This is a genomic window from Methylorubrum suomiense (assembly GCF_022179765.1).
In the GTDB taxonomy this organism is placed as follows: domain Bacteria; phylum Pseudomonadota; class Alphaproteobacteria; order Rhizobiales; family Beijerinckiaceae; genus Methylobacterium; species Methylobacterium suomiense.
This window is the reverse complement of record NZ_BPRE01000025.1, coordinates 22,348-45,649: the sequence shown is the minus strand read 5'-3', so window position 1 is coordinate 45,649 and position 23,302 is coordinate 22,348. Positions and strand designations below refer to the sequence as shown.

General features: G+C 61.6%; 21 protein-coding genes. 8 read left to right on the top strand and 13 right to left on the bottom strand.

From position 1 onward, the window contains the following. The first annotated feature begins 1,092 nt into the window (after positions 1-1,092). A complete protein-coding gene (locus MFF26_RS25350) occupies positions 1,093-1,497 on the top strand; it encodes a hypothetical protein (RefSeq protein WP_238308843.1) in 405 nt (134 codons plus the stop codon). 173 nt (positions 1,498-1,670) lie between these two features. Next, entirely contained in the window at positions 1,671-2,081 is a 411-nt protein-coding gene (locus MFF26_RS25345; RefSeq protein ID WP_238308842.1) for a lysozyme inhibitor LprI family protein, read from the top strand. 286 nt (positions 2,082-2,367) lie between these two features. Here the strand turns inward: MFF26_RS25345 and MFF26_RS25340 are convergent, their stop codons facing one another. Next, entirely contained in the window at positions 2,368-2,574 is a 207-nt protein-coding gene (locus tag MFF26_RS25340; RefSeq protein WP_238308841.1) for a hypothetical protein, read from the bottom strand. 233 nt (positions 2,575-2,807) lie between these two features. Between MFF26_RS25340 and MFF26_RS25335 the strand changes: the two genes are divergently transcribed. Further along, positions 2,808-3,020: a hypothetical protein gene (locus tag MFF26_RS25335; RefSeq protein ID WP_238308839.1), complete on the top strand. Its 213-nt coding sequence runs from the start codon at positions 2,808-2,810 to the stop codon at positions 3,018-3,020. A 17-nt stretch (positions 3,021-3,037) separates the two neighbouring features. Here MFF26_RS25335 and MFF26_RS25330 read toward each other — a convergent pair whose 3' ends face one another. Then, positions 3,038-3,295, bottom strand: coding sequence for a DUF6894 family protein (locus MFF26_RS25330; protein ID WP_238308838.1), 258 nt, complete (start codon positions 3,293-3,295; stop codon positions 3,038-3,040). A gap of 218 nt (positions 3,296-3,513) precedes the next feature. Here MFF26_RS25330 and MFF26_RS25325 point away from each other — a divergent pair, with 218 nt between their 5' ends. The 4 genes from MFF26_RS25325 to MFF26_RS25310 all read left to right on the top strand — a co-directional run bounded on the left by MFF26_RS25325 (position 3,514) and on the right by MFF26_RS25310 (position 8,115). Beyond that, complete coding sequence (locus MFF26_RS25325; RefSeq protein ID WP_238308836.1) at positions 3,514-4,305, top strand: Crp/Fnr family transcriptional regulator; 792 nt, start codon at positions 3,514-3,516, stop codon at positions 4,303-4,305. 49 nt (positions 4,306-4,354) lie between these two features. Next, positions 4,355-6,964, top strand: a complete 2,610-nt coding sequence (locus MFF26_RS25320) for a PAS domain S-box protein (protein WP_238308835.1) — start codon at positions 4,355-4,357, stop codon at positions 6,962-6,964. 68 nt (positions 6,965-7,032) lie between these two features. Further along, positions 7,033-7,413: a response regulator gene (locus MFF26_RS25315; protein ID WP_283207427.1), complete on the top strand. Its 381-nt coding sequence runs from the start codon at positions 7,033-7,035 to the stop codon at positions 7,411-7,413. 156 nt (positions 7,414-7,569) lie between these two features. After that, entirely contained in the window at positions 7,570-8,115 is a 546-nt protein-coding gene (locus tag MFF26_RS25310; protein ID WP_238308833.1) for a YciE/YciF ferroxidase family protein, read from the top strand. Between the two features lie 214 nt (positions 8,116-8,329). On the opposite strand, the gene MFF26_RS25305 is transcribed toward MFF26_RS25310, so the two are convergent. Together MFF26_RS25305 and MFF26_RS25300 are read right to left on the bottom strand one after the other, a co-directional pair. Next, on the bottom strand, positions 8,330-9,508 hold the full coding sequence (locus tag MFF26_RS25305; RefSeq protein WP_238308832.1) for a diguanylate cyclase domain-containing protein: 1,179 nt from the start codon (positions 9,506-9,508) through the stop codon (positions 8,330-8,332). Positions 9,509-10,061: 553 nt separating this feature from the next. Next, positions 10,062-11,747, bottom strand: coding sequence for a methyl-accepting chemotaxis protein (locus MFF26_RS25300; RefSeq protein WP_238308831.1), 1,686 nt, complete (start codon positions 11,745-11,747; stop codon positions 10,062-10,064). 408 nt (positions 11,748-12,155) lie between these two features. Here MFF26_RS25300 and MFF26_RS25295 point away from each other — a divergent pair, with 408 nt between their 5' ends. Continuing rightward, positions 12,156-13,304: an IS3-like element ISMch5 family transposase gene (locus MFF26_RS25295; RefSeq protein WP_238308830.1), complete on the top strand. Its 1,149-nt coding sequence runs from the start codon at positions 12,156-12,158 to the stop codon at positions 13,302-13,304. On the opposite strand, the gene MFF26_RS25290 is transcribed toward MFF26_RS25295, so the two are convergent. The 9 genes from MFF26_RS25290 to MFF26_RS25250 all read right to left on the bottom strand — a co-directional run bounded on the left by MFF26_RS25290 (position 13,296) and on the right by MFF26_RS25250 (position 23,260). Beyond that, on the bottom strand, positions 13,296-13,745 hold the full coding sequence (locus MFF26_RS25290; RefSeq protein ID WP_238308829.1) for a PAS domain-containing protein: 450 nt from the start codon (positions 13,743-13,745) through the stop codon (positions 13,296-13,298). The two genes, MFF26_RS25295 and MFF26_RS25290, sit on opposite strands and share 9 nt — an antisense overlap. Positions 13,746-13,965: 220 nt before the next feature. Continuing rightward, positions 13,966-14,361: a cytochrome o ubiquinol oxidase subunit IV gene (gene cyoD / locus MFF26_RS25285; RefSeq protein WP_238308827.1), complete on the bottom strand. Its 396-nt coding sequence runs from the start codon at positions 14,359-14,361 to the stop codon at positions 13,966-13,968. After that, entirely contained in the window at positions 14,358-14,984 is a 627-nt protein-coding gene (cyoC, locus tag MFF26_RS25280) for a cytochrome o ubiquinol oxidase subunit III (RefSeq protein WP_182556767.1), read from the bottom strand. The genes cyoD and cyoC overlap by 4 nt, the downstream gene beginning before the upstream one ends. 3 nt (positions 14,985-14,987) lie before the next feature. Continuing rightward, positions 14,988-16,991, bottom strand: coding sequence for a cytochrome o ubiquinol oxidase subunit I (gene cyoB, locus MFF26_RS25275; RefSeq protein ID WP_238308826.1), 2,004 nt, complete (start codon positions 16,989-16,991; stop codon positions 14,988-14,990). 23 nt (positions 16,992-17,014) lie between these two features. After that, positions 17,015-18,193, bottom strand: a complete 1,179-nt coding sequence (gene cyoA / locus MFF26_RS25270; RefSeq protein ID WP_231347168.1) for a ubiquinol oxidase subunit II — start codon at positions 18,191-18,193, stop codon at positions 17,015-17,017. A 141-nt stretch (positions 18,194-18,334) separates the two neighbouring features. Beyond that, complete coding sequence (locus MFF26_RS25265; RefSeq protein WP_238308825.1) at positions 18,335-19,678, bottom strand: MFS transporter; 1,344 nt, start codon at positions 19,676-19,678, stop codon at positions 18,335-18,337. A 405-nt stretch (positions 19,679-20,083) separates the two neighbouring features. Continuing rightward, positions 20,084-20,935, bottom strand: coding sequence for a Crp/Fnr family transcriptional regulator (locus tag MFF26_RS25260; RefSeq protein WP_238308824.1), 852 nt, complete (start codon positions 20,933-20,935; stop codon positions 20,084-20,086). 439 nt (positions 20,936-21,374) lie between these two features. Beyond that, positions 21,375-22,486, bottom strand: a protein-coding gene (locus tag MFF26_RS25255; RefSeq protein ID WP_238308823.1) for an IS3-like element ISMex1 family transposase whose coding sequence is annotated in 2 segments (ribosomal slippage) — positions 21,375-22,237 and positions 22,237-22,486 — 1,113 coding nt in all. Because the reading frame shifts where the segments join, the coding sequence is not laid out codon by codon here. A 30-nt stretch (positions 22,487-22,516) separates the two neighbouring features. Then, complete coding sequence (locus tag MFF26_RS25250) at positions 22,517-23,260, bottom strand: GAF domain-containing protein (protein ID WP_238308822.1); 744 nt, start codon at positions 23,258-23,260, stop codon at positions 22,517-22,519. Positions 23,261-23,302: the final 42 nt, after the last annotated feature.

Below are 23,302 nucleotides of genomic sequence, written 5' to 3'. Positions count from 1 at the left end.
CAAGCCGTACATCATAAATCTGAGGGCCGTACTTCGCCAATCAAGGATGGCCTCAAGTCACTGATTTTAACCAATGATTTTTGTCAGAGGGGCAGGTCGCTAATGCCTAAAACTCTTAAAGTCTTTTAAAACACTCTAAAACACCGGCTCTGTGGATAACTTCGGGATTGCACCGTTAAGAAAACTGGTGCAGCAGCCCGATTCGACCTATCTGGCAAATCCGGTACAACGGAAAGGCCCCCCCTTTTTGGCTCCGCCAAAAACCCGCTCCCCCACCCAATGCGGAAGCCGCCTCCGGCGGCTGATTCCAAAATGGGTCCGCCTAACGGCGGACAAGAGGGGCTGCCGGGAGTGTGGGTGGCAGATCGGCCTCAGTGGCCCCTGGAGACGTTTTGGGCTGCTCAGCCGACAGAGAGCGGCAATAGGCTTGAAAAACCCGCTACAGCCCTCCTGAGAGGCTTTGTCCCGCGCCTTGCGTGTATCGAGGCACAACGCTTGTGCGGCCGGCGAGTTACCCGGTCCGATGAGGCTGAGCACCGCAGCGGCATTCCGCTCGGAACGACTATGAAAGGTGGTCGGCGGGGCCGAATTCGGCTCTATCGATGTGTAACGCTACAGCATGAAGTCCGGCTTAGATCATCTCCCAGCACCGTCTCACTCGAAGTAATAGAGAGCTGCCAGCGTGACGATAACAACTAGGGCTGCCCACCACCAGTGCCTGGACCGATGCTTGGTGTCCATTTCTGTCTCGTAGTCGTACCAGAGTGCGTGGTTGTCAGGAGGCATGCGTACAACTCGCTCAGATAGCCAGCCACTACTCCATATGCCTCTATGCTGGTGCATCCGGCTGTGAAGTTAACAGCTTGTCAAAATCGCGCGCCATCCCCAGTCTGCGCTCACATCTGAAGCCTAGGACTTGTCTCGTGCTGCCGCCCGCGGCGCGAGCAAGCGGTGTCCCACGGGTGAATGCCCTTTCGATAAAGTTTTATCTAATCCCGGCAGGCTGAGTTGACCGGTGCGCGCTAGGGAAGCGGGGCCAAAGACTAACAGACTGGCAGCGTCAGATGCATGAGCTGCCACGAGGTGTGTTCCATGGACCGTTTCTCAACGACAACAATCGCTTCATCCCTGATGCGGCTGAGCCTGATCGGCGCATGCGCAATCACGCTCTCAGCCTGTGTGACGGCCAAGGAGCAGCAGGCCATGGACCGCAACCAGTGCGCTGGCTTCGGCTTTGAGCCCGGTACCGACGGGTTTGCTCAGTGTATGATGGGTGTGGTGCAGCAGCGCGAGGTGCTGGAGGAGAACCGGCGCATGCAGCGTCAGGCGCAGCTGGCTGAGGAGAACCGCCAGCGTGAGCAGCAGCACGAGGTCTATAAGATCCTGAGCCAGCAGCGCAGTGGCGACAAGCGGTTTCCGGTCTGCGGGGCTTCGAGCTCGGGCGGCATGGATCGCAGGACCATGACTTGGTACGGCTCGGACTGCCGCGCCCGATGAAGCTGCACACACGCTAGCAAGCCAGCCCCGCAAACCACTCGGATGCATCAATCTTCATGAGCAGGCTCTTCGCTGCCGCTGTCCTCGGCGCTTGTGCCGGCATGCTGGCAACCGTGAACGTCGCGCCGCAGGCTATGGCCGCTCCTCGGGGGCCTACGCCTGAGACGTGCAGCATGGACGATCCGACAGCCTGCCTGGACCGCCACGGCGAGGTTGCGGCCCGCGCCCTGGACAAGGCCCACGCGGATGCAGCCAGCACGCTCAGCGCGGCCTGTGCTGAGGTTATCAGCCCAGGGATTGGGGCCTGCCTGGAGCGCGCCCGGCAGATCGCAGACAAGGAGCTAAACGACACCTACGCCCGTGCCATGAAGTCAATCGACAACGATGAGGCAGGCCGAAAATGGCGCGAGCAACTCAAGCTGGCACAGCAGGCTTGGCTGCGCTTCCGTGACGCTGACTGCGGGGATCTTGTCTTCTCCGAGTGGATGAACGGCACAGGAGCCGGCGCGGCCGCCGTGGCATGCCAGGTCGGGCATACCGTAGCCCGCACCGCTGAACTCCGCCGCCGCTATGATCGCAGATGATACAGCACGTGGGCTGAAGCCGAGCGCTCACTGAAGGCTGCGGATCAGGCTGTCGTCATCGACCACCAAAGCGCAGAGGAAGAGGACGAAAGCGAGCTCGTAACTTCCACAGCGGATCAATGCGCAACCTGCTGGAAAGGTCCCACCGCCCGAGTCATAGGCTGGCCCGTCTCCGGCGAGGCTAGCGCCTTCGTGATGCGGGCGAACACTCGCGTCTGAGTGGCCTGCATCGGGCATTACAAATGCGCCGCGGCGGCATCTTCAATCGCCGTCATTATCAGGGTGCTCACAGCTGTCCCGACGGATCGATCCGTAGCTTCTGGCGACGCAAGGCTGTTAGCGCTTCCAACTCACGCCACATCGTGATCTCGGCCTCGGTCGTGTCGAAGCCCGCTCCGGTTAGGGATAACACCGTCTGGATCCGCGCAGAGACACGGATCTCGCTGGCCCGGATCAGGCGTCCCAACTGCATGAGGAACTCGTCGTCTGTCATCGTCGTGCCTTCGCATGCACCTGACCCCAAATACGCCACTACTATCTCAGGTTCGTCGGCTGAACCAACCGGCCAGCGCCAGCAGGATACTGCTAAGTTGTTGTGCAAATAGGGCAAGCCCGAGTTGAGTTGGGTGCATCAGACATCCTCTTGTGAGGGGGACAGTCATCGCCACCTCCAGCACACCTCACTCCCTTAGACGGCGACAGATGCCCGATCGGCGCAGGCAGCGTATGGACGCGACCATCCTTGAAATCGTCGAACAGGAAGGCATGGCGCGAGAGATCGCTGAGATGGCGCACAGTCTCGCGCAGGACGGCCATCATGCAACTGCAGACATGCTCCGGGCGATGGGCCGCCGCCGCCGGATCATAGGCATGGAGCTCCGCGCTAACCTGGCCGTGCTCAAAGCCGAAGATCGTGAAGCCGCCGGAGACGGTGAGTAGTGCCCATACAACCGGGTTCAGCGATCCGCGTTCTGACGCTCAGGATGGCATTCTGCGGCTAGGTCCAGGCGCACGGTACAAAGTTCCGTGCCGTGCGTGTCGCGCACAAAGGCTACGAACTCGCGCCGGCCGTCCTGAGGGGGAACTTCGCGCCCAATGTCAGGCAGCGCCGCGATCGCAGCGTCACGTGCAGCTTGAAGGTTTTCGTACTCCTGGCCCTCCTCGTCCTTCAGCCACAGTGAACCGTCCTGAAAATCAAGAAAATAGCGAGGCATGGCAACGCGCGAGCTGAAACGGGCTGGTCTTCACAAACCTAGAAGCGCTTCAGATGCAGATGGTTGCATGGGCTAGCCCCCATCCGGGATGAAGTGGCGCAAGCTCATGAATTCCGCTGAATTTCTCAGCATCTGTGCAATTGTGGACAGACAGGCGGATAAGCGTCGCGATAAGGGTTGGGGCATACGCAACCCAAGACAACTCGCTGCCGCCTGTTATGCTCCCCGACATCGACGCCCTGCTTCGCGGCAACCTGCTCCTCAGCGCCCTGCGCCTGTCGGATCAGGCGGTGCTGAAGCCCCATCTGGAGGTGCGGGAGCTCCAGCGCGGCGAACTGCTGTTTGAGGCCGGCGAGGACGTTGGCTTCATCTCTTTTCCGCTCGGCCAGTGCGTGGCGGCCCTCGTCATCGGGCTGCAGGACGGGCGCGCGGTCGAAACCGCCACGGTTGGCCACGAGGGTGCGATCGGTGGTGTGGTGAGCCAGGGCTCCCTGCCCGCGTTCAGCCGGGCTGTTGTCCAAGTTCCCGGCTCGGTGCTGCGCATCGAGGCGGCAGTGCTGCAGCAGATCAAACAGACCTCTCCGGGCCTGCGCAATCTGATGACCCGCTACTCGGATTGCCTGCTCGCCCAGGTGCTGCAGTCGGTCGCCTGCAACGCCAGCCATACCATCGAGGCCCGCTGTGTCCGTTGGCTCCTGAGCTTGCAGGACCGCATCGGCAGCGACGCCCTGCCCATCACACATGAAGTGCTGGCGGAACTGCTGGGCGTGCAGCGCTCCTACCTGACGCGCACGCTCCGGACCTTGCAGGAGCAGGGCCTGATCCAGATCCGGCGCGGGCGCATCATCATCAAGAGCCGTCCGGCGATGGAAGAAGCGAGCTGCGAGTGCCACGGCGCAGTCAAGCGGCACTTCGAGGCTGTTCTGGGCGCTGTCTACAATGCCAGCGGCACTTTGGTGTCGCTTCGCTCAACGCCAGTCAAAGGCACACAGCTGTGTGAAGCCGTCTAGGCGGCATAACCCGAAGAGTAACCGTACCCTGATAGCAGCCTGACGAAAAATGCCCTGGTCCGACGATCCTCTCGACACGGTGTCGAAGCAAAGCTTCGATGATGTCGTGCGTCTGGCTGCCGAACTCTGTCAGGTCGCGCATGCAGTGACCTGTTTGCAGGCTGGAGAGCGATTGCAAGTGCATGCCTCCTACAGTGCTGCCGGTAGCTCCACAGCGCTGGATCCGGACGTGTGCGCCGATGCTGCCGTGCCGGAAGATCTGCTCATTGTCCCGGACCTGTGCGAGGATCCAGCGCAGCAGGGCTTGCCGCGGCTCGCGGAAGGTTCACAGGTACGCTTCTATGCGGCCGTACCCCTGCAAGCGGCGGATGGGACGGTCCTGGGCGTACTGTCCGTGTTTGACCCGGCAGTGCGCCCGGACGGCCTGACACAGGTCCAGCAGGACTGTCTGCGGAGCCTGGCCCGCCAGACGGTCACGCTGCTTGAGGTGCGGAGCGCAGCCCGAGCGCACCGCGCGCAACGGATCCTGCACGAGCGCATCCTCGACAGCGCGACGGACTACGCGATCATCGCGATGGATCGGAGCGGGCGCGTCACTCGCTGGAATGCCGGGGCCGAGCAGATCCTCGGCTGGCGTGAAGAGGAGATGCTGGGCGATCCCGCCCACGTGTTCTTCACGCCTGAGGATCGGGAAGCTGGTCGACCGGAGACCGAGATGGCGCTGGCGCTGCGGGACGGCTTCGCGCCGGACGAGCGTTGGCACCTGCGCAAGGGCGGTCAGCGGTTCTGGGCGACCGGTGAGCTGATGCCCCTCAAAGCCGAGAACGGCACCGTGCAGGGCTTTCTGAAGATCCTGCGCGATCGCACCCAGCAGCGCGTCGAAGCAGCAGAGCGTAACGCCAGCGAGCTGCGCTTCCGCTCGCTCGTCGAGGTCAGCCCTCAGGTGGTCTGGTTCGGTGATGCCGCCGGCAACATCACCTACTGCAACCCAATCTGGTACGAGTTCACGGGACTACCGTCCGGTGACACAAACTGGGCCAGCGTGATCCATCCAGACCACCAGGAGCGAGTGCTCAAGGTCTGGAGGCATGCGGTTGAGACCAAGGGACCCTACGAGGTCGAGATCCCGTTCCGCCGGGCCGGCGATGGCCAGTACCGCTGGTTCCTGGCGCGCGGCAAACCCATAAGCGATGCTGCCGGCGTACCGGATTGCTGGATCGGCATCGCCATCGACATCCACGACCGCAAGGAGGCTGAGATTGCCCTCCGCAGCGCGCAGGAGCAGTTGCGCCTTGCCGTCGAGGCGACCGAGACGGGCGTGTTCGACTATGACCTCGTCTCGGACGAGCTGAAGTGGGACAACCGCATCCGATCCTTCTACAGCCTGGCGCCGGACGCCCCCGTCGACCTGGCCGTGCACCTGGCCCGCGTGCACCCGGACGACCATGCCAAGGCGGATGAAGCGGTGCGCGCCGCGATCGATCCGGCCGGCGACGGCATCTACGACATCACCTATCGTACGGTGGCCCCGGAGGACGGGACCGAGCGCTGGGTGTCGGCCAAGGGTCAGACCCTGTTTGAGGGCGGACGACCGGTGCGCCTCATCGGCACTGCGCGCGATGTTACCGGGAGCCGGGGCGCGGAGCAGGTTCTGCGCGAGACCGAGGAGCGCTACCGACTCGCCTCGCGCGCCACGAACGATGCGATCTGGGACTGGAACCTCGCCACCAACCACGTGCTCTGGAACGAGGCACTGCAGGTTGCCCACGGCTACGCGCCTGATGCGGTCGAGCCGACCGGTGACTGGTGGATCGGCCACATCCATCCCGATGACCGCGCCCGCATCGATGCCTCCATCCATGCCCTGATTGAGGGGACAGGTACGGCCTGGAGCGACGAGTACCGGTTCCTGCGGGCAGATGGCTCGTATGCCGACATCCTCGACCGCGGTTACGTCATCCGCGACCTTCACGGGAAGGCCACGCGCATGATCGGGGCGATGCTCGACATCAGCGAGCGCAAGCAGGCGGAAGAGCACCAGCGCCTGCTGACGGGTGAGCTGCAGCACCGGGTCAAGAACACGCTGGCGATGGTGCAGGCGATTGCCAGTCAGACGCTGCGAGGGGCGGCGGACATCGACGAAGCGCGTGAGGCTTTTGCCGCCCGCCTGATCTCACTCGGCCGCGCACATGACATTCTCACGCAGGCCAGCTGGAAGGCTGCCCCGATCATGGAGGTGGTCCAGGGGGCCCTGAGTGTGCATGCCCAGGCCGGACCTGCACGGATCCGGGTTAGCGGCCCGAACGTGCTGCTCGGTGCGAAATCAGCCCTCTCACTGGCTCTGGCTCTGCACGAACTGGCCACCAACGCCGCCAAGTACGGCGCTCTTTCGAACGAAAGCGGGGTCGTGGAGCTGCGCTGGCACATTGTGCACGAGGGCGAAGCGCCCCGGTTCTGCCTCACCTGGTCCGAGCAGGGCGGGCCGCCCATTCTCGTCCAGCCTGCGCGGCGCGGGTTCGGCTCACGCCTGATTGAGCGCAGCTTCGCCGCCGAGGTTGGTGGCGAGGTCAAGCTGACCTACGCCCCGACCGGGCTGATCTGTCGCCTGGAGGCGCCCCTTGCCTCGATGCAGGAGCAGCGCAGCGAAATCGCAGCATAGCGGTAGGTTTTGGTGATTAGGCTTCAGCCAAGCTGAAACCTTTCCTGCAGCTTTCCCCTTCTGTTTGGATGGAATTGCATACTGCGTCGCCTCCCGCTGTCGCCTTGGTTGCCGAGGATGAGTTTATTCTACGTATGGAGGCGGCCGACACCCTGGCCGATGCCGGGTTCAAGGTCTTGGAGGTCGCCACCGCTGACGCAGCGCTGCGCTACCTCCAGGAGAAGGACGGTGTCGACTTGCTGTTCACCGATGTGAACATGCCGGGTGACCTCAATGGCTTCGACTTGGCCCGTGAAGTTGCTGCCCGCTGGCCAGAGATCCTGATCGTTGTCTGCTCGGGTGCGACCAAACCCGGTCCCGGGGACCTACCTGCCAAAGCCCGCTTCATCGACAAACCCTACTCCTCCGGGCTGGTCGAGCAGGTTCTGCGCGAGCTGCGGACCGCTTGAGGTTCCTTGAACGAAGAAACTTTCCCCGCCATGCACAAGGGTTTTTAACAGTTCAATTTATGGACCCCTGCCCGCTCCTGCACGTTCTTACGGACACGCAGGGAGCTGCCACGCTGCCGGCGAGCCGATTGAATAGCACACGGGAGACGGGACTACATGGCCACCAAGCAGAAAACCTTGCATGATGCGTTCTACGAAACCCTCAAGGACGTCTATTACGCGGAAAAGCAGTCTGTCCGGGCTTTGAAGAAGTCGGCCAAGGCGGCCGAGCACGATGAGCTGCGCCAGGCCTTCGAGACCCATGCCGAGGAAAGCGCCAATCAGGTCGAGCGCCTGCAGCAGGTGTTCGAGATCATCGGCAAGCCGGCGCGTGCCAAGACCTGCGAGGCGATGCAGGGCCTGACCTCGGAGATGGAAGAAGATCTTGAGGACTTCGAGGACAGCCCGGCGGCGGACGCTGTGCTGGCGGCCTGTGCGCAGGCGGTCGAGCACTACGAGATCGCCCGCTACGGCACGCTGAAGACCTGGGCGAGCCAACTCGGCTACGCGGACGCCGCCAAGCTGCTGGATGAGACCCTGCAGGAAGAAAAGAAGACCGATCAGCTGCTTTCCGAGATCGCCGAGCGGATCAACGTCGAAGGTTCAGAGACGGACGCTGAGGAAGGCACCACCAAAGGCAAGGGCGGGCGCAAGGCTACCTGAGCCCTGAAGAATCTGAGGATGCGGAAAGGGCGCCATGGAGCGCCCTTTCTGCTGTCCGCGCCGAGCAGCATGTCGTCGGTGAGGTCAAGGAGCTCGGCGCGCATCAGTATCAGATGGGTCTTTGGGCGTTTTCCGGCAACTCCATATGAGCATCCGGCAGCCAGCGGTTCCAAGTCAACCGGCAGGGCTCATAAGAAGTTGACAGTCACCTGCTTTATACAATGCTGAGGCGTGGTCTCGAAGGGTTGGCACGTATTTGGCGCAGCTGCCCCTTCCGCTTGTACATGGCCGTATCAGCCACCTCGAGGAGGCGTGCAGTCGAGGAAGCATCCTCCGCGCTGTGGGCTACCCCAACGCTTCCGCCAATCCGACGACTGCTCAGTTCAGGTAGCTGGATCTCTTCAAGAGCAACCTCCACACGCCTTGCCAGGGTAAGCAGGAACGAAGGTGAGGAGCACCGTTCTACCACCACTACGAACTCGTCACCGCCGATGCGCGCGATCGCATCGACCGGACGCAACGTCTCCCGGAGGCACTGTGCGACTGCAACCAAAAGGCGATCACCGACAGCGTGGCCTAAGCTGTCGTTGACAGCTTTGAAGCCGTTCAAATCTAGGTAGAGCAGCCCAACTTCGGAAGGCCGGCGGAGCAGTGCAGCGTCTAGCTGATCAATCAGTGCCGAGCGGTTGAGCAAGCCTGTCAGTGGGTCGTGGCTTGATGCGTGGGCTAGACGCGCGCCCTCACGCCGACCTCGCCGCGCGTCACGAAAAGCAAGCAGCAAGCAGGAGGCAACCGGTAGCAAGATCATCGGGGCCATCCAAACCCAAAACGTGGCGTCGCGTTTCGCGGCGTCGCGCTGCCACAGAGCGCTGCGATTAATCGCAGTTCTCTCGGCCTCAAGGAGGTGACCCACATCAGTGTGGACAGCATCCATGAGGCGCTTACCCGTATCTTGCTGCACAATTGAGAGGGCGGCTTCCAATCCATCTCGTTGTCGCGCCTCGATCGTAGATTTCATCTCGGAAAACTTGGCGCGAACCTGCTGATCGATGCTGATTATAACCTGCTTCGCGAGATCGTTGTGGGTGTAATCTTTCTGCAATGTGAGAAGGCTCTGATCAATCTGTGAAATCGCCTGAACATAAGGTTGCAGATATTCATCTCGACCCGTCAGAAGGTAACCGCGTTGTCCAGTTTCAGCATTTTGCGCAAGCGTGAGTAGCTGCACGAGGTGTCGCGCGCGGAGATTGCTGGCGATGAGGTTATCGGTTCCAGCGCGAACGGTGTTCACGTGCTGATAGAACCCTAGCGTGGCTGCAATGCAGAGGCATGCGATTAGCGCTGCCAGGAAGACCAACTTGGTCTCAATGTAACCGGTGAGGCGATGTATCATGAGTCGTATGCCCGCTATCGCGCGGTCATACCTTGTGCGCCTAAAATGTTGCCTTACAGCATCGAGCTGTAGGGAGGGTCGTGGACTTTCTATCGCGTATGGAGAACTGCGAATTAACAGGCTTAGCCGGTCGTGGTTCAACTTAGAGTGATAACGCTGCGGCCTCTGCTTTCTTTTTCTACCGTTGTTAGGTGGGAAGCTTCAAACAGGTGTTTCCGGAGAAGGCCACAAAGCCTTTTCATCAAAGCTCGATGGTGCAACAGGGATACTTTCCACGAGCAGGCGGATCATCTCGGATCGACTCTCCAGCATAAGAGCTGGGGGCTCACCTACAATGGCGCACCAAGCCAAGGTAAAATCCGCGTGCGAAATGTGAGCGAGTGTGTCCGAACCTAACGGCTCCATATGCTGTGGCATGTCCCGTCTCCCGATTGGCGTAGAGATAGTGAACCGATCGGGGGTTTGGTTCGATAACCTATTGGTAAGGTAAACAGAAGCTTAATCGAACGACCTCCCGAGCGCGCCAGGGCGCTCGGGCAGGCTGGTTCTCAGATCAGGCCGCGCGGACCGTCGTCAGAAACCGGTTCACTTCGGTTGAGAGGTGCTCAGACTGTCGCGACAATTCGGAGGCTGCGCCAAGCACTTGGCTCGCCGCTGCACCTGTCTCCTCGGAAGCCTGAGCTACGCCAGCGATGTTCGCTGTGACCTCGCCCGTGCCGGTTGCCGCCTGGGCCACGTTGCGCACGATCTCCTGCGTGGCTGCGCCCTGCTCCTCCACCGCCGCTGCGATGCTGGTCGCAACCCCGCTGATTTCCTTGATGCGTTCGGCGATGCCAGCAATGGCTGCTACGGCCTGACCGGTCGACCCTTGGATCCGCGCAATGTGACCGGAAATTTCGTCGGTGGCTTTAGCGGTCTGGCTGGCAAGCTCCTTTACCTCGGTTGCAACGACTGCGAAGCCACGGCCAGCTTCGCCAGCACGGGCTGCCTCGATCGTAGCGTTCAGGGCGAGCAGGTTAGTCTGACCGGCGATTGTCGAGATCATTGTCACCACGTCGCCGATCTGGGCCACGGCACCGCTCAGTTCTTGTACGAGAGCTGCGCTGTGATCAGCCTCGCTTACCGCGACCTGCGCAAGGCTGGCCGACCCGTCGACTTGCCGGCCGATTTCATGCACCGATGAGCTAAGCTCCTCGGCGGCCGCTGCCACTGTGCTGACATTGCTTGCTGCTTCCTCGGCCGCGGTCGCGACAGTGATGGACTGGTTGGCGGTCTCGGTTGCGGTGCCAGCCATGCTCTGAGCAGTCGCCTGCAACTCGGTCGCGGCCGCAGTGACTGTCCCGATGATGCCGCCTACGGCACGCTCGAAATCATCAGCCATCTGGCGCATCCCAAGCTTGCGCTGCTCCTCGGCTGCGAGCCGGGCCTGGGCTGTTTCCTGCTCCAGCTCACGGGTGCGGATCAGGTTGTCCTTGAACACCTGAACGGCCGCAGCCATCGCACCGATTTCATCCTGCCTGCCGGTGCTCGGCACAGTCGTTGCCGCGTCACCGGCAGCAAGTCTGCCCATGGCAGCCGTCATACGCTCGATTGGACGTGCGACTCCAAACAGGCTGAACAGGATGGCACAAAGACCGATCACCAATGAGATCGCTGTCATCACGTAGGCTGTGAGGATGGCCTCTGCCGCACTCTCAGCAGCGGCGGTTCCGCTTGCATTTGCCCCACGCTTATTGAGCTCAACGCCTTTTGTGAGGGCTTGCATGGCAGCTCGGTTGAGGCTTCCCATTTCCGCGCTGGTAAGCAGGGCAAGCGCTTCCGCCTTGTTCCCCTGCTTCATGAGCGTGCGAACATGTTCCTCCTGCTCGACATAGCGAAGCCAGGTCGAAGAAAAAGCATCATAGAGCGCTTTCTCCTCGGCCGAGCTGATCAGCGGCTCATAGAGGCGCTTCAACGCCTCGAGGTTGTGATTAGCCTCAATCAAAGCGGCTTCATTCTTGGAAAATTCTTCCGCCGTGTTGGACGCAACAACGAAGCGGTAGAGTTTAACTCTTACATCGCGCGTTGAGGTATTTATCTCGTTGATTATGCTTACTGAAGGAAGCCAATTTTTTGTTACGGCTGATGAGCTTTGCTCTACAGACGTAATTTTGCTGATGCTGGCCGCACCTTGGCCGACGGCGGCCAGGGCCAGAAGGCCAATGGAGCCAATTAGAACTGTTTTGAGGGTCAGACGCATTGTCGGCTTCCGTACAAAATCTCCTGCTCGCAAAAACGTGATCGAGGCCTAACTAATGGTTAATGGTGTAAGCCATGCGGTTGTAGCGGCATCGATTTTGTCGCAGGCATCCGAACTCATGCGCGGGCACCGTACTCTCATTGGGGAATGCCCATGGCTGGCGCCGGCGTGCACCGAGTACCAGATGTGTCGGCGGTGCAGTCAGGACTACATTACCGTTCCGAAGCTCAATCTTGGGTTTAATTCTTGATGCGCGGCATGCACGCTATGCCCGCGATCGTGTCTACAGGAACTTGCCCTTCGTCACAGTGCTTCGCAGGGGATAGCACCTCGATCAACATAAGTATGGCCTGCTGCCGGTTTCACGGACACCCTGTTTAGGTGTGAAGGTGAAGCCGGAGGTGCTCCATGCAGCGTCGCAAGTTCGGACGTGAGTTCAAGATCGAGGCGGTTCGACTGATTCGGGAACGTGGTGTCAGTGTCGCGCAGGCCGCGCGCGATCTCGATGTTCACGAGACGATGCTGCACCGGTGGGTGAGGCAGGCGGCGGCCGATCCCCAACACGCTTTTCCCGGTCAGGGGCAGATGAAGCCCGAGCAGATCGAGATCGACCGGCTGCGCAAGGAGGTCGCTCGTCTAAAAGCGGAGCGTGATATCCTAAAAAAAGGCCGCCGCATACTTTGCGAGGGACGCGATATGAAGTTCGCGTTCATCGCAAAGCATCGTGCTGTCTGGCCAGTTGCCTGGATGTGCGCGGCGCTGGGTGTCTCGCGCTCCGGCTTCCACGCTTGGCTCACCCGGCAGCCTAGTCGACGCACACGGGACGACGAAGCTATCCTGAGCAAGGCCCACGCGAGCTTCGTGGCCAGCGACCGCACCTACGGCGCGAGGCGCGTCTGGCGCGATGTGCTCGCCCAGGGCGTGTCATGCGGGCTGCACCGCATCGAGCGGATCATGCGCGAGAATGCCTTGCGAGCGCGACCGCGCCGACGGGGCCTGCCAAAGGATGAAGGTGAGCGGGCCGCTGCCTCGCCCAATCTCCTGGAGCGGCGGTTCGCGGCCGACGCTCCGAACCGGAAGTGGATCGCCGACTTCACGTATATCTGGACCGCCGAGGGCTGGCTCTACGTCGCCGCCGTCATCGATCTGTTCTCGCGCCGTGTCGTGGGCTGGTCGATGCAGGCCAGTATGACGGCTCAACTCGTGACAGATGCGCTCGTCATGGCGATCTGGCGCAGAGGCAAGCCGGATGCCTTGCTGCATCACTCGGACCAGGGCTCGCAATACACGAGCGAAGCCTTCCAGCGTCAAATGACCGAGCACGGCGTGACCTGCTCGATGAGCCGTTCGGGCAACGTCTGGGACAACGCGGCAATGGCGAGCTTCTTCTCCTCGCTGAAGACCGAGCGCACCGCCCGACGGACCTACCGGACGCGGGATGAAGCCCGTGCAGACGTGTTCGATTACATCGAGCGCTTCTACAACCTGGCGCGGCGGCACTCGACCTTGGGCTACCTCAGCCCCGTCGAGTTCGAAAACCGAACCCAATTAGCTTAGGACGGTGTCCAACAAACCGGCAGCAGGCCACTCTGTTACGTCACGCTGCGCCGAGACCCAGTGCGTGATGGAGCCGTTCTTCTCACGCACTGGCGTGATGAGCCACTCCACCACGTAGGTTGATCCGTCCTTGCGGTAGTTAATGGTCTCGCCCTGGAAGGGGTCACCAGCCCCAAGAGCCATGCGCATCCGGTGCAGGACCTCACCGTCGGTCTCGAGCCCCTGCAGCAGCCGCGGTGATCGCCCGAGGACCTCGTGCGCTTCGTAGCCGGTCATGCGGGTGAAGGCCGAATTGGTGTACTCGATGCGCGGTCCGGGCTCATCGAGATCGGCCGAGGTGATGAGGATGGCTTCCCCGGCTGCTTCGACGGCAGCAAGAAGCACATCCGGATCGGGACGAACCTGCGCCGCTCCGTGATCCTCGCGCAAGTCCTTCTCCATGCAAGCCGCCGCTCTAGACGCCTCCCATCAACCTCCACACCATTTGCCGGTTTCCTACTGTTGCGCTTTCCACCGTGCCTGGTGTGCTCATGATGAGAAGCAACCGCTATCAGATCGACACAGCAAAGCTTGGATAGGCGATAGCACTCATGTCAAATTCACACCCATGCGCTGCATCACATAGAGCGTCTTGCGCCTTGCTTGCTTCGGAAGCACGCGATCATGGCTTGTGCAGAGCCTCGTTGGGCGACATGGGCATCATGTTCTGATCCATGTGATACATCACCCATATCGATCCAACCAAGGTAATCAGCACAAGCGTCAGCGTGAAAACGAGGGCGAGAAAGGTCCATCCGCCCTCGGATTTCATGTTTAAGTGCAAGAAATAGATCATGTGGACGAAAATCTGCACGACGGCAAAGCCCATGATGACGATATCGGTCTTAAGCTTGCTGTCGAGAACATCGGCCATCACGAGCCAGAACGGTATTGCCGTGAGGATGACTGAGAGGATGAACCCCGTCATGTAGCCCGACCGGGTGCCATGAGCAGGGCCGTGGCCGGTCCCATGCTTATGTGGACCAGTGCCGTGTACAGGGTGAGCCGGAGCACTCATCGCGTCGCTCCCATCAGGTACACAAAGGTGAAGACGCCGATCCACACCACGTCGAGGAAATGCCAGAACATCGAGAGGCATAGGAGGCGACGCTGGTTGTCAGCGATCAGCCCGTGCTGCCGCACCTGGAACATCAGCGTCACGAGCCAGATGATCCCGAATGTTACGTGGAGTCCGTGCGTCCCGACCAGGAGGAAGAACGAAGAGAGAAAGGCGCTCCGCTGGGGCGTGGCGCCCTCATGGATCAGGTGCGCGAACTCATAGAACTCGATGGCGAGGAACCCAGCTCCGAGCACGCCTGTCGCGGCGAGCCAGCGCAGGACCGCGTCCACCTGCTCCTCCTCCATCTTCAGCATGGCAAAGCCATAGGTAATGGAGGACAGGAGCAGGAGGCTGGTGTTGAGAGCAACGAGCTTGAGGTCGAACAGCTCGGCGCCGGATGGACCTGCCGCGTAGTTCCGGCCGAGCACGCCGTAGCAGGCGAAGAGCACCGCAAAAATGAGGCAGTCGCTCATCAGGTAGAGCCAGAAGCCCAGGAGCGTGCCCCCGTCACCGTGGGCATGCTCCTCCTGCTCGTAGAAGACCGGAGCCGTAGCGCCGGGTGGGGCGGTCACTTCATGCATGGCTCAGACCCGTCCCACCAGTTGCGCCGCTCTCTGGGCTTCGAGCCGGTTCACTTCCGCGGCCGGGATATAGAAGCTCGTGTGGTAGTTGAACGTGTGCCTGATCGTGACCGCAATCAGGGCAATGAGCGACAGGGCGGCGAGCCACCACACGTACCAGACCAAGGCAAACCCAAGCACAGTGCTCAGAGCGGCCAGTGTCATGCCCATCGCCGTGTTGCAGGGCATGTGAATGGGCCTGAAGCCTCCTGCTGGCCGCTCATGGCCGCGCTTCTTCATGTCCCACCAGGCGTCGAGATCGTGCACCACGGGTGTGAACGCGAAGTTGTAGGGGGGTGGGGGTGAGGAGGTGGACCACTCAAGCGTCCGTCCACCCCAGGGATCACCGGTAAGGTCACGCAGCTGCTCGCGTCGCAGGATGCTCACGAGAAGCTGCACGACAAAGGCCAGGATGCCAGCCATGATGATGAAGGCGCCGAACGCCGCAACCATCAGGTAGGGCTGCACCGATGGATCGTCGAAGTGCTGAGTCCGACGCGTCTCGCCCATCAGGCCGAGAGCATAGATCGGCGTGAACACGACCCAGAAGCCAACCAGCCAGCACCAGAAGCTGACCTTCCCCCAAAAGGGATCGAGGCGGAAGCCAAAGGCTTTCGGGAACCAGTACTGCACGCCGGCGAGCAGCCCGAACACGACGCCGCCGATGATGACGTTGTGGAAATGCGCGACCAGGAACAGGCTGTTGTGGAGGACAAAGTCGGCCGGCGGCACAGCAAGCAGCACGCCGGTCAGGCCACCCAGCACGAAGGTCGGGATGAAACCCATGACCCAAATGAAGGGGCCCTCGAAGCGGATCTTGCCCCGGTACATGGTGAACAGCCAGTTGAACACCTTGGCCCCGGTCGGGATCGAGATGATCATGGTCGTGATGCCGAAGAAGGCGTTGACGTTGGCGCCGGCACCCATCGTGAAGAAGTGGTGGAGCCAGGTCAGCCATGACACGAGCGCGATGACAGCGGTGGCGTAGACCATCGACGTATAGCCAAACAGCCGCTTTCCGCAGAACGTCGAGACGATCTCCGAGTAGATGCCGAAGGCAGGCAGGACGAGTACGTAAACCTCCGGATGCCCCCAGATCCAGATTAGGTTCATGTACAGCATCGAGTTGCCGCCGTAATCGTTCGTGAAGAAGTGTGTTCCCACGTAACGATCACAGGCCAGAAGAGCCAACGTGGCGGTCAGAACCGGAAAAATCGTGACGATGATTGCATTGCTAGCGAGCGTGGTCCAGCAGAACACCGGCAGCTTCATCATAGTCATGCCGGGCGCGCGCATCTTCACGATGGTCGCGATCAAATTGATCGCAGACAGCGTCGTGCCAACGCCGGCGATCTGTAGGCTCCAGATGTAGTAATCGACACCGACGCCCGGGCTGTAGGCTGCTCCGGAGAGCGGCGGGTAGGCAAGCCAACCCGTACGGGCAAACTCGCCCACAAACAGCGACAGCATCGTCAGGATGGCGCCGCCTGCCGTCATCCAGAAGCTGAAGTTGTTGAGAAATGGAAAGGCCACATCGCGCGCTCCGATCTGGAGCGGCATGATGTAATTCATCACTCCGGTCACGAATGGCATCGCCATGAAGAAGATCATGATCGTGCCGTGGGCGGTGAAGATCTGATCGTAGTGATGCGGTGGCAGGTAACCCTGTGCCTCTCCGACCGAGAGAGCCTTTTGTGTAACCATCATGATTGCGTCGGCAAAGCCGCGCAGCAGCATTACGATGGCGAGGATGATGTACATGATGCCGATCTTTTTGTGATCGACGCTTGTGAACCACTCACGCCAGAGATAGCCCCATTGGCCGTACCAAGTGACGGCGCCAACGAGAGCCAAGCCGCCCAGCGCAACAGCTGCAAAGGTCACGAGCAGGATCGGCTCATGATAGGGGATAGCTTCGAGCGTCAGGCGCCCGAAGACAAGCTGCTGGAGATCGATGTTCGAGAACATGGGAATGCCCGTATCGGTCGATGCTAGCGGCCCTGGGGGGGCGCAGTGTTGAGCTGGGCCGGCGCAGGTGTCCGGTCGGCGCCCGGCAGGGCGTTGCCCTGGCCCTGATCAGGCTCGGTTTTTGGCTTGTTGACCCCGTCCCGGCTCAGGGTCTGGTCGCGGGGATCCATGCCTTCCGGCTGGACTGAGCCTTGCGGCGGACGACCCGAGGCCGGGAAGGTGGCGCCCGAAGGCTCGGTGCCGGACTCCAGGCGACGGTTGTCGTAGTCGAGCCGCTTGCGGTTCTCTTCGCTGGCTCGCCCCCCACCTCCAGCTCGGTCGATCTGGTGCATCTCGGTGACGCACATCAGGCCGGGTTCGGGGCACATGCCAAGGATGACGTCATAGATGCCGGCCTGCACGCTGCTGAAGAACCGAACCGGATCAGCCTCGCTCGGCTTCTCAAGCGCCAGGTAAGCCTCGCGGTTGAGGTTTGTGCCGGACGCTTTGGCCTTCGCAACCCACTCGTCGAAGCCTGCGGCCGGCAGGCTGCGGAAGCCGAAGTTCATCCGGGAGAACCCGGGTCCGCTGTAGTGAGCCGATAGCCCCCGAAACGTTCCTTCCTTGTTCATGACAGCGTGGAGCTTCGTCTCCATGCCGGGCATGGCGTAGATCATACCGGCGAGCGCTGGGACGTAGAACGTGTTCCAGACAGAGGACGACGTGATCCTGAACGTGATCGGCCGGTCGACCGGCGCCGCCATCTCGTTGACGCTTGCAACCCCGTACTCGGGGTAGATGAACAGCCATTTCCAATCGAGGGCGACGACCTGCACCTCGAGTGGCTTGGTGTCGGCCGGGATCGGGCGGTTAGGGCCAAGGCGCGACAACGGCTTGAATGGGTCGAGCGTGTGTGTGGAGATCCAGGTGATCGCGCCGAGTGCCATGATGATCAACAGCGGCACCGTCCAGATCACAACCTCGAGCTGGGTCGAGTGGTGCCAATCCGGATCGTAGGTCGCGTCTGGGTTCGAAGCACGATACCGGCGCGCGAAGATGAAGGTGAGCGCAATCACCGGCACAATCACCAGCAGCATGAGCGCGGTGGACACGATAATGAGGTTGCGCTGCTGTGTTGCGATGTCCCCGGACGGGTTCATGACAACCATGTTGCACCCGGCCAGCAGACTGGAGGCGGCTAGCACGGCTAGGCTTCGCAGCATGCTGCTCACCCGCGGGCCTTGCGAGCGGCGGAGAGCAAAGGAAGGGCGAGACGGTGAGACCATGGGGCTTGCTTCATCATCTCTCGCCGGCGCGCGGGCTGGACGCGGCCGGATGGCGCGAGGGTGACCAGGGAGCACGGTTCAGACCTGCCGGATTTCTGAGCGCGAGCTGCCAAGCGCCAGCAAGGTCGTGATTGCACCGGACAGCAGGTACAGACCCACGCAGGCGAGGCCGTAGCGGGCTGACAGAAACAGCACGATCAGGGGGGCGAACCCCGCTCCCAGCAGCCAGGCCAGGTCGCTTGTGAGAGCCGCTCCGGTGTAGCGGAAGCGCTGTTCAAGCCGGGACGTGACCGCTCCGGAGGACTGGCCGTAGGACAGCCCAAGCAGGGCAAAACCCGCGTTGACATAGATCGTCTGCCCAATCGCGTTCTCTTCGACGAGCAGCGGCGCGATGATGCTGCCGAGAGCGAAGACCGCGATCAGGCCTGCCGTGATCATCAGCAGCATGCGGCGACCGATCTGATCGGCGATGAGCCCAGAGGCCATGACCGCACCCGCGCAGATAAAGGCGCCCGAGCACTGGATCATGAGAAACTCGCCCGGCGAGCGCTCTGTGAAGAGGTTGATCCAGCTGATCGGGAACACGGTCACGAGATGAAACAGGGCAAAGCTCGCCAGCGGTATCAGCGCGCCGATGAGAAGCTCTCGTGAGTGGTTGCGGATCAGCGGGATGATGGGCGAAGGCTCAAGCCGCCGCTGCTCAAGGAGGCGGGAAAACTCGTCCGTCGCAACGAGCCGCAGGCGTGAGAACAAAGCCACAACATTGACGGCAAAGGCGCAGAAGAAGGGGTAACGCCAGCCCCAATCCAGGAACTCGCCTTCTGTCAGGTTGAGCAGGAGGTATGAGAACATGACGGCGGCCACGATGAAGCCGAACGGCGCACCGAGCTGAGGGATAGCTGCATAGAAGCCGCGTCGTTCGATGGGCGCATTCAGCGCTAGCAGCGAGGCAAGGCCGTCCCAGGCGCCACCCAGCGCCAGGCCCTGCCCAATCCGCAGTCCAGCTAAAAGGTAAAGCGACCAAACCCCAATCTGCGCATAGCCGGGCAGGAAAGAGATCGCCATCGTAGAAAAGCCGAGCAGAAACAGCGCCGTGGTTAGCTTTACGCCCCGGCCATGCCGACGATCGATGGCTGTGAAGACTGCTGTTCCAAGGGGCCTCGCGATGAAGGCGAGCGCGAAAATCGCGAAGGAATAGAGCGTTGCGGTCAGGGGCTCCAGGAAGGGCAGAAACACCTTTGGAAACACCACCACAGATGCGATCGCGAACACAAAGAAATCGAAATACTCGGCTGTCCGGCCGATAATCACGCCGATCGCAATCTCACTAGGTGCAACCTTGTGATCAGTGTTCGCTAAACGGGCGTCGCGCTCCAGCGGCTTGGAGGATGGATAAGGCCCTTCAACGTGATCGATCGCCATCCGAAGTGTTGCCTGGGATAAGGGTTTTTTAGGGAATTTCGTCCAGAAACTGATTGCGCACATAGGATCGCGCATCGCCGTTCGCAGACGTGATGGAGCGGATGTCTATCCTTAGGCCTAGTCTGCTCTTGCTGACGTCGCCATCTTGCCGAGCGTGAACAGATGGCCGCCGTATCAACGGTAGTGTTCTGATGCAGCAAGCATGGTGATCCCCCTTAATCTGGCACCATGATCCTGCGAGCCAATGCGCGCATTGATCTGAGTCAAACGGGGCGGAAAACCTACAGCGAGGGCAGCAGTTGGGGGGCGGCCGACCGCAAGCTGGTAGTGCGGCAGGCCTGCTCACCCACCTCATGCTGCCTTGCCAGTGCGGCGTAGCGCTTCTTCACAAAGATTGTTTTTTGGCTACCCGCCTTCGCTGATCGCCAGAAGACCCGGTCGATCCTGGAGAGTGACCGATCTTGCCGTCTTGTAGTCGATGAGCTCCTTCCGGCGCAGCCTTGTGAAGACACGGCTCACGGTCTCGATGGTCAGGCCAAGATAGTCGGCGATGTCAGAGCGCGTCATCGGCAGCTCGAGATCCTTGCTAGAGCCCCCCAGCCGTTGAGATGCTTCCGCTCGCGCCAGGAGGAAGCGGGCAACCCGCTCGTCCGCAGTCAGACGGCCAAGCAGAGTCATGTGCTCCTGACCAGCTGCAACCTCGTCAGATGCTACAGCGAGGAGACGACGCTCGAGCTTTGGATAGGTCTCCAGGAGGACGCGGAACTTGCCGCGCTCAAACCGGCACAGCCGAACGTTCGTAAGGGCTTCGGCACTGCAGGGCACGGCATCAGGGCGCCCAAAACCGATGAAATCGCCCACCGTCAGGAACCCAATGACCGCGCGACGACCATCAGCCAGGAGCTTGAACAGTTTCACCGACCCCGAGATGATGTTGAACAGGTACTCCGGTGAAGCACCCTCGTTCCGGAAGACCTCACCTGGCGCGAGCTCGACCACCGTGGTTGCCCGGGCCAGTTCGCTGAGCTGATCCTCCTCGATTGCGTTGCAGATGCTGACTGCACGAGCTTCGCAGAGCCCGCAGCGCTCAACGCCACACCCCTGACCGCGCTCGATGCGAGCGCACGGTTCGGCTTTTGTGCCAGGAGGAACGGTGGTCACAGTCGTGTTCCTGATGAGACGGTGAAGGCTGAAGGGCGACCCATAGCCTTCCTGGATGTTTCCAAGCCCAACGGTAATCTGCGTTTCTGCGTTCAAGAAGGCTCGGTTTATGCACGCAACCGCCGAGCTAGCGTGCCTGCCTCTAGCAAGACGTGTGCGCCTCGGTTGAGAGCGAGCGGTCAAGAAGCCGCTGAGCCTACGCCGTCAGTCGGCTCGGGCCGGAAAACCGCCTTGTGATCAGCCTTGCACACATTAGGCTGCGCAAGGATCGCCTGCAGCCTGTCGCTTTCATGCACGGGGAGGCAAGTACAATTCTAACCAGCGTGCCCTTCCGCAAATGCCAGGCTCGGGTGCCGCTCGCGAGATTTCGCCACGGGACATTCCGTTCTGACTTGGGTAAGTAGGGCGGAGTCAGACATCGAGATACCAGGGGTAATCATCTTGGAGAGCAATACGATCGGCGCCCTCTCTCGTGAGGATCTGCTCGAGCGCGCCGCCGAAATCGTCACTGACCTTGCCCCCTGTTTGCCCCCGTTCATAACCAGAGTCCGTTCTGGTTCTGGTCCTGTCGGGACCGGGTTGCAAACGCGTTCGGGGTGAGCCCGCCGAGGCTCGTGTGGGGGCGGCAGGTGTTATAGTCGACCCGCCACGCCTCGATGATGGTCCGGGCCGCCGGCAGGCTCCGGAACAGATGCTCGTTCAGGCACTCGTCGCGCAAGCGCCCGTTCAAGCTCTCGACAAAACCGTTCTGCTGCGGCTTGCCGGGCGCGATGTAATGCCACTCGACCGCACGCTCCTCCTGCCAGCGCAGGATGGCGTGCGAGGTCAGCTCGGTGCCGTTGTCCGAGACGATCATCAGCGGCTTGCCCCGGCCCTTGATGATCCGGTCGAGTTCACGCGTGACCCGCCGCCCGGACAGCGACGTGTCGACCACCAGCGCCAGGCACTCCCGCGTGCAGTCATCGACCACGACGAGGATGCGGAAGCGCCGCCCGTCGTCGAGCGTGTCGGAGACGAAGTCGAGGCTCCAGCGCTGGTTCGGCTCCTGCGGCACCGCGGCGGGCGCTCGCGTGCCAAGTGCTCGCTTGCGACCTCCGCGCTTGCGCACCGACAGCCGCTCCTCTCGGTAGAGCCGGAAGAGCTTCTTGTGGTTGAGAGCGAGGCCCTCCCGCCGCAGTAGGATGAGCAGGCGCCGGTAGCCGAACCGGCGGCGCTCGCCGGCCAGGCTGCGCAGGCGCACCCGCACAGCCGCGTCGTCACCACGGGTCGAGGCGTAGCGGTACGTCTTCGGCTCAAGGCCGATCAGCCCGCAGGCGCGACGCTGCGAATAACCTTTCTCCTCGATGGCCCAGCTCACGGCCGTTCTCCGTGCGCCGGGCGTCAGAAGTTTTTTCCCAGCGCCTCACGCAGCGTGGCCACGTCGAGCATCGCCTCGGCCAGGAGCTTCTTGAGCTTGCGGTTCTCCTCATCGAGCGCCTTCAGACGCCGCGCGTCCGAGACCTCCATGCCGCCGAAGCGCGGGCGCCACGTGTAGAACGTCGCGTCGCTGATGCCGTGGCGGCGACAGATCTCAGCCACCGGCAGCCCAGCCTGCTGCTCCTTCAGGATGCCGATGATCTGCTCTTCGCTAAACCGGCTCTTCTTCATCGTCCGTCTGCTGCTCGACGGACCCTAGCTTCAGAATGAGGGCAGGCCAGGGGGCAAGGTCAGGCCAGTCTCGATCCGTTTTAGAAACCGAGCGTAGTCGCTGACTTCATCCGGGTGAACGAAGGCGAGTGGGTGAGTCCCGAGAAGCTCCTGGGGCTCGTAGCCGAGCAGGTGGCTGGCTGCTGGCGAGACGTAGCGGCGCGTGCCATCCAGATCGCAGCGGATGATCACATCCTTGGTGTTGTCGGCCAGCAGCCGGTAGTCGGCTGCGCTCTCCCGTGCATCGCGCTCGGCCCTGTTCGAGCGCAGCAGAGCGATTACAACCCGGGCCATGTCACGTAGCTGCTCCTGCTGCTTGGCCGGGAAGGAGCGGGGAACCGTGTCGATGATGCACAGGGAGCCGAGGTGAATGCCCGGTCCGAGCACGAGGGGCGCGCCTGCATAGAAGCGGATGTGCGGCTCGCCCGTAACAAGCGGGTTGGCGGCAAACCGCCTGTCCTGTGCCGCGTCCTCGACCACCAGCACCTCGTCTGAGAGGATGGTGTAGGTGCAGAAGGAAACCTCACGCGGTGTTCGACCCGCGTCCAGGCCGCACTTGCCCTTGAACCACTGCTCGGTCTCGCCAACAAGCGACACCAGCACGATCGGTACACTGAAGAGCCCTTGTGCAGTTCGACAGATCGCATCGTACTCTGGTTGAGGATCCGAGCCGAACACCTCCAGATCGTGCAGCGCCTTCAGGCGAATCCCTTCGTTCGGGTGCAACGGGAACATACACGGCCTCACCGGGCCAGATCCCTTACCGCGGGAGCTCCG

Coding starts and splice junctions, on each gene's coding strand:
- MFF26_RS25265 (WP_238308825.1), bottom strand. CDS start 19,678: ATGGCGATCGATCACGTTGAAGGGCCTTATCCATCCTCCAAGCCGCTG.
- MFF26_RS25300 (WP_238308831.1), bottom strand. CDS start 11,747: ATGCGTCTGACCCTCAAAACAGTTCTAATTGGCTCCATTGGCCTTCTG.
- MFF26_RS25330 (WP_238308838.1), bottom strand. CDS start 3,295: ATGCCTCGCTATTTTCTTGATTTTCAGGACGGTTCACTGTGGCTGAAG.
- MFF26_RS25290 (WP_238308829.1), bottom strand. CDS start 13,745: ATGGAGAAGGACTTGCGCGAGGATCACGGAGCGGCGCAGGTTCGTCCC.
- MFF26_RS25335 (WP_238308839.1), top strand. CDS start 2,808: ATGGACGCGACCATCCTTGAAATCGTCGAACAGGAAGGCATGGCGCGA.
- MFF26_RS25345 (WP_238308842.1), top strand. CDS start 1,671: ATGGACGATCCGACAGCCTGCCTGGACCGCCACGGCGAGGTTGCGGCC.
- cyoD (WP_238308827.1), bottom strand. CDS start 14,361: ATGAGTGCTCCGGCTCACCCTGTACACGGCACTGGTCCACATAAGCAT.
- cyoC (WP_182556767.1), bottom strand. CDS start 14,984: ATGCATGAAGTGACCGCCCCACCCGGCGCTACGGCTCCGGTCTTCTAC.
- MFF26_RS25320 (WP_238308835.1), top strand. CDS start 4,355: ATGCCCTGGTCCGACGATCCTCTCGACACGGTGTCGAAGCAAAGCTTC.
- MFF26_RS25340 (WP_238308841.1), bottom strand. CDS start 2,574: ATGACAGACGACGAGTTCCTCATGCAGTTGGGACGCCTGATCCGGGCC.
- cyoB (WP_238308826.1), bottom strand. CDS start 16,991: ATGTTCTCGAACATCGATCTCCAGCAGCTTGTCTTCGGGCGCCTGACG.
- MFF26_RS25250 (WP_238308822.1), bottom strand. CDS start 23,260: ATGTTCCCGTTGCACCCGAACGAAGGGATTCGCCTGAAGGCGCTGCAC.
- MFF26_RS25315 (WP_283207427.1), top strand. CDS start 7,033: ATGGAATTGCATACTGCGTCGCCTCCCGCTGTCGCCTTGGTTGCCGAG.
- MFF26_RS25295 (WP_238308830.1), top strand. CDS start 12,156: ATGCAGCGTCGCAAGTTCGGACGTGAGTTCAAGATCGAGGCGGTTCGA.
- MFF26_RS25305 (WP_238308832.1), bottom strand. CDS start 9,508: ATGATACATCGCCTCACCGGTTACATTGAGACCAAGTTGGTCTTCCTG.
- MFF26_RS25350 (WP_238308843.1), top strand. CDS start 1,093: ATGGACCGTTTCTCAACGACAACAATCGCTTCATCCCTGATGCGGCTG.
- cyoA (WP_231347168.1), bottom strand. CDS start 18,193: ATGCTGCGAAGCCTAGCCGTGCTAGCCGCCTCCAGTCTGCTGGCCGGG.
- MFF26_RS25325 (WP_238308836.1), top strand. CDS start 3,514: ATGCTCCCCGACATCGACGCCCTGCTTCGCGGCAACCTGCTCCTCAGC.
- MFF26_RS25310 (WP_238308833.1), top strand. CDS start 7,570: ATGGCCACCAAGCAGAAAACCTTGCATGATGCGTTCTACGAAACCCTC.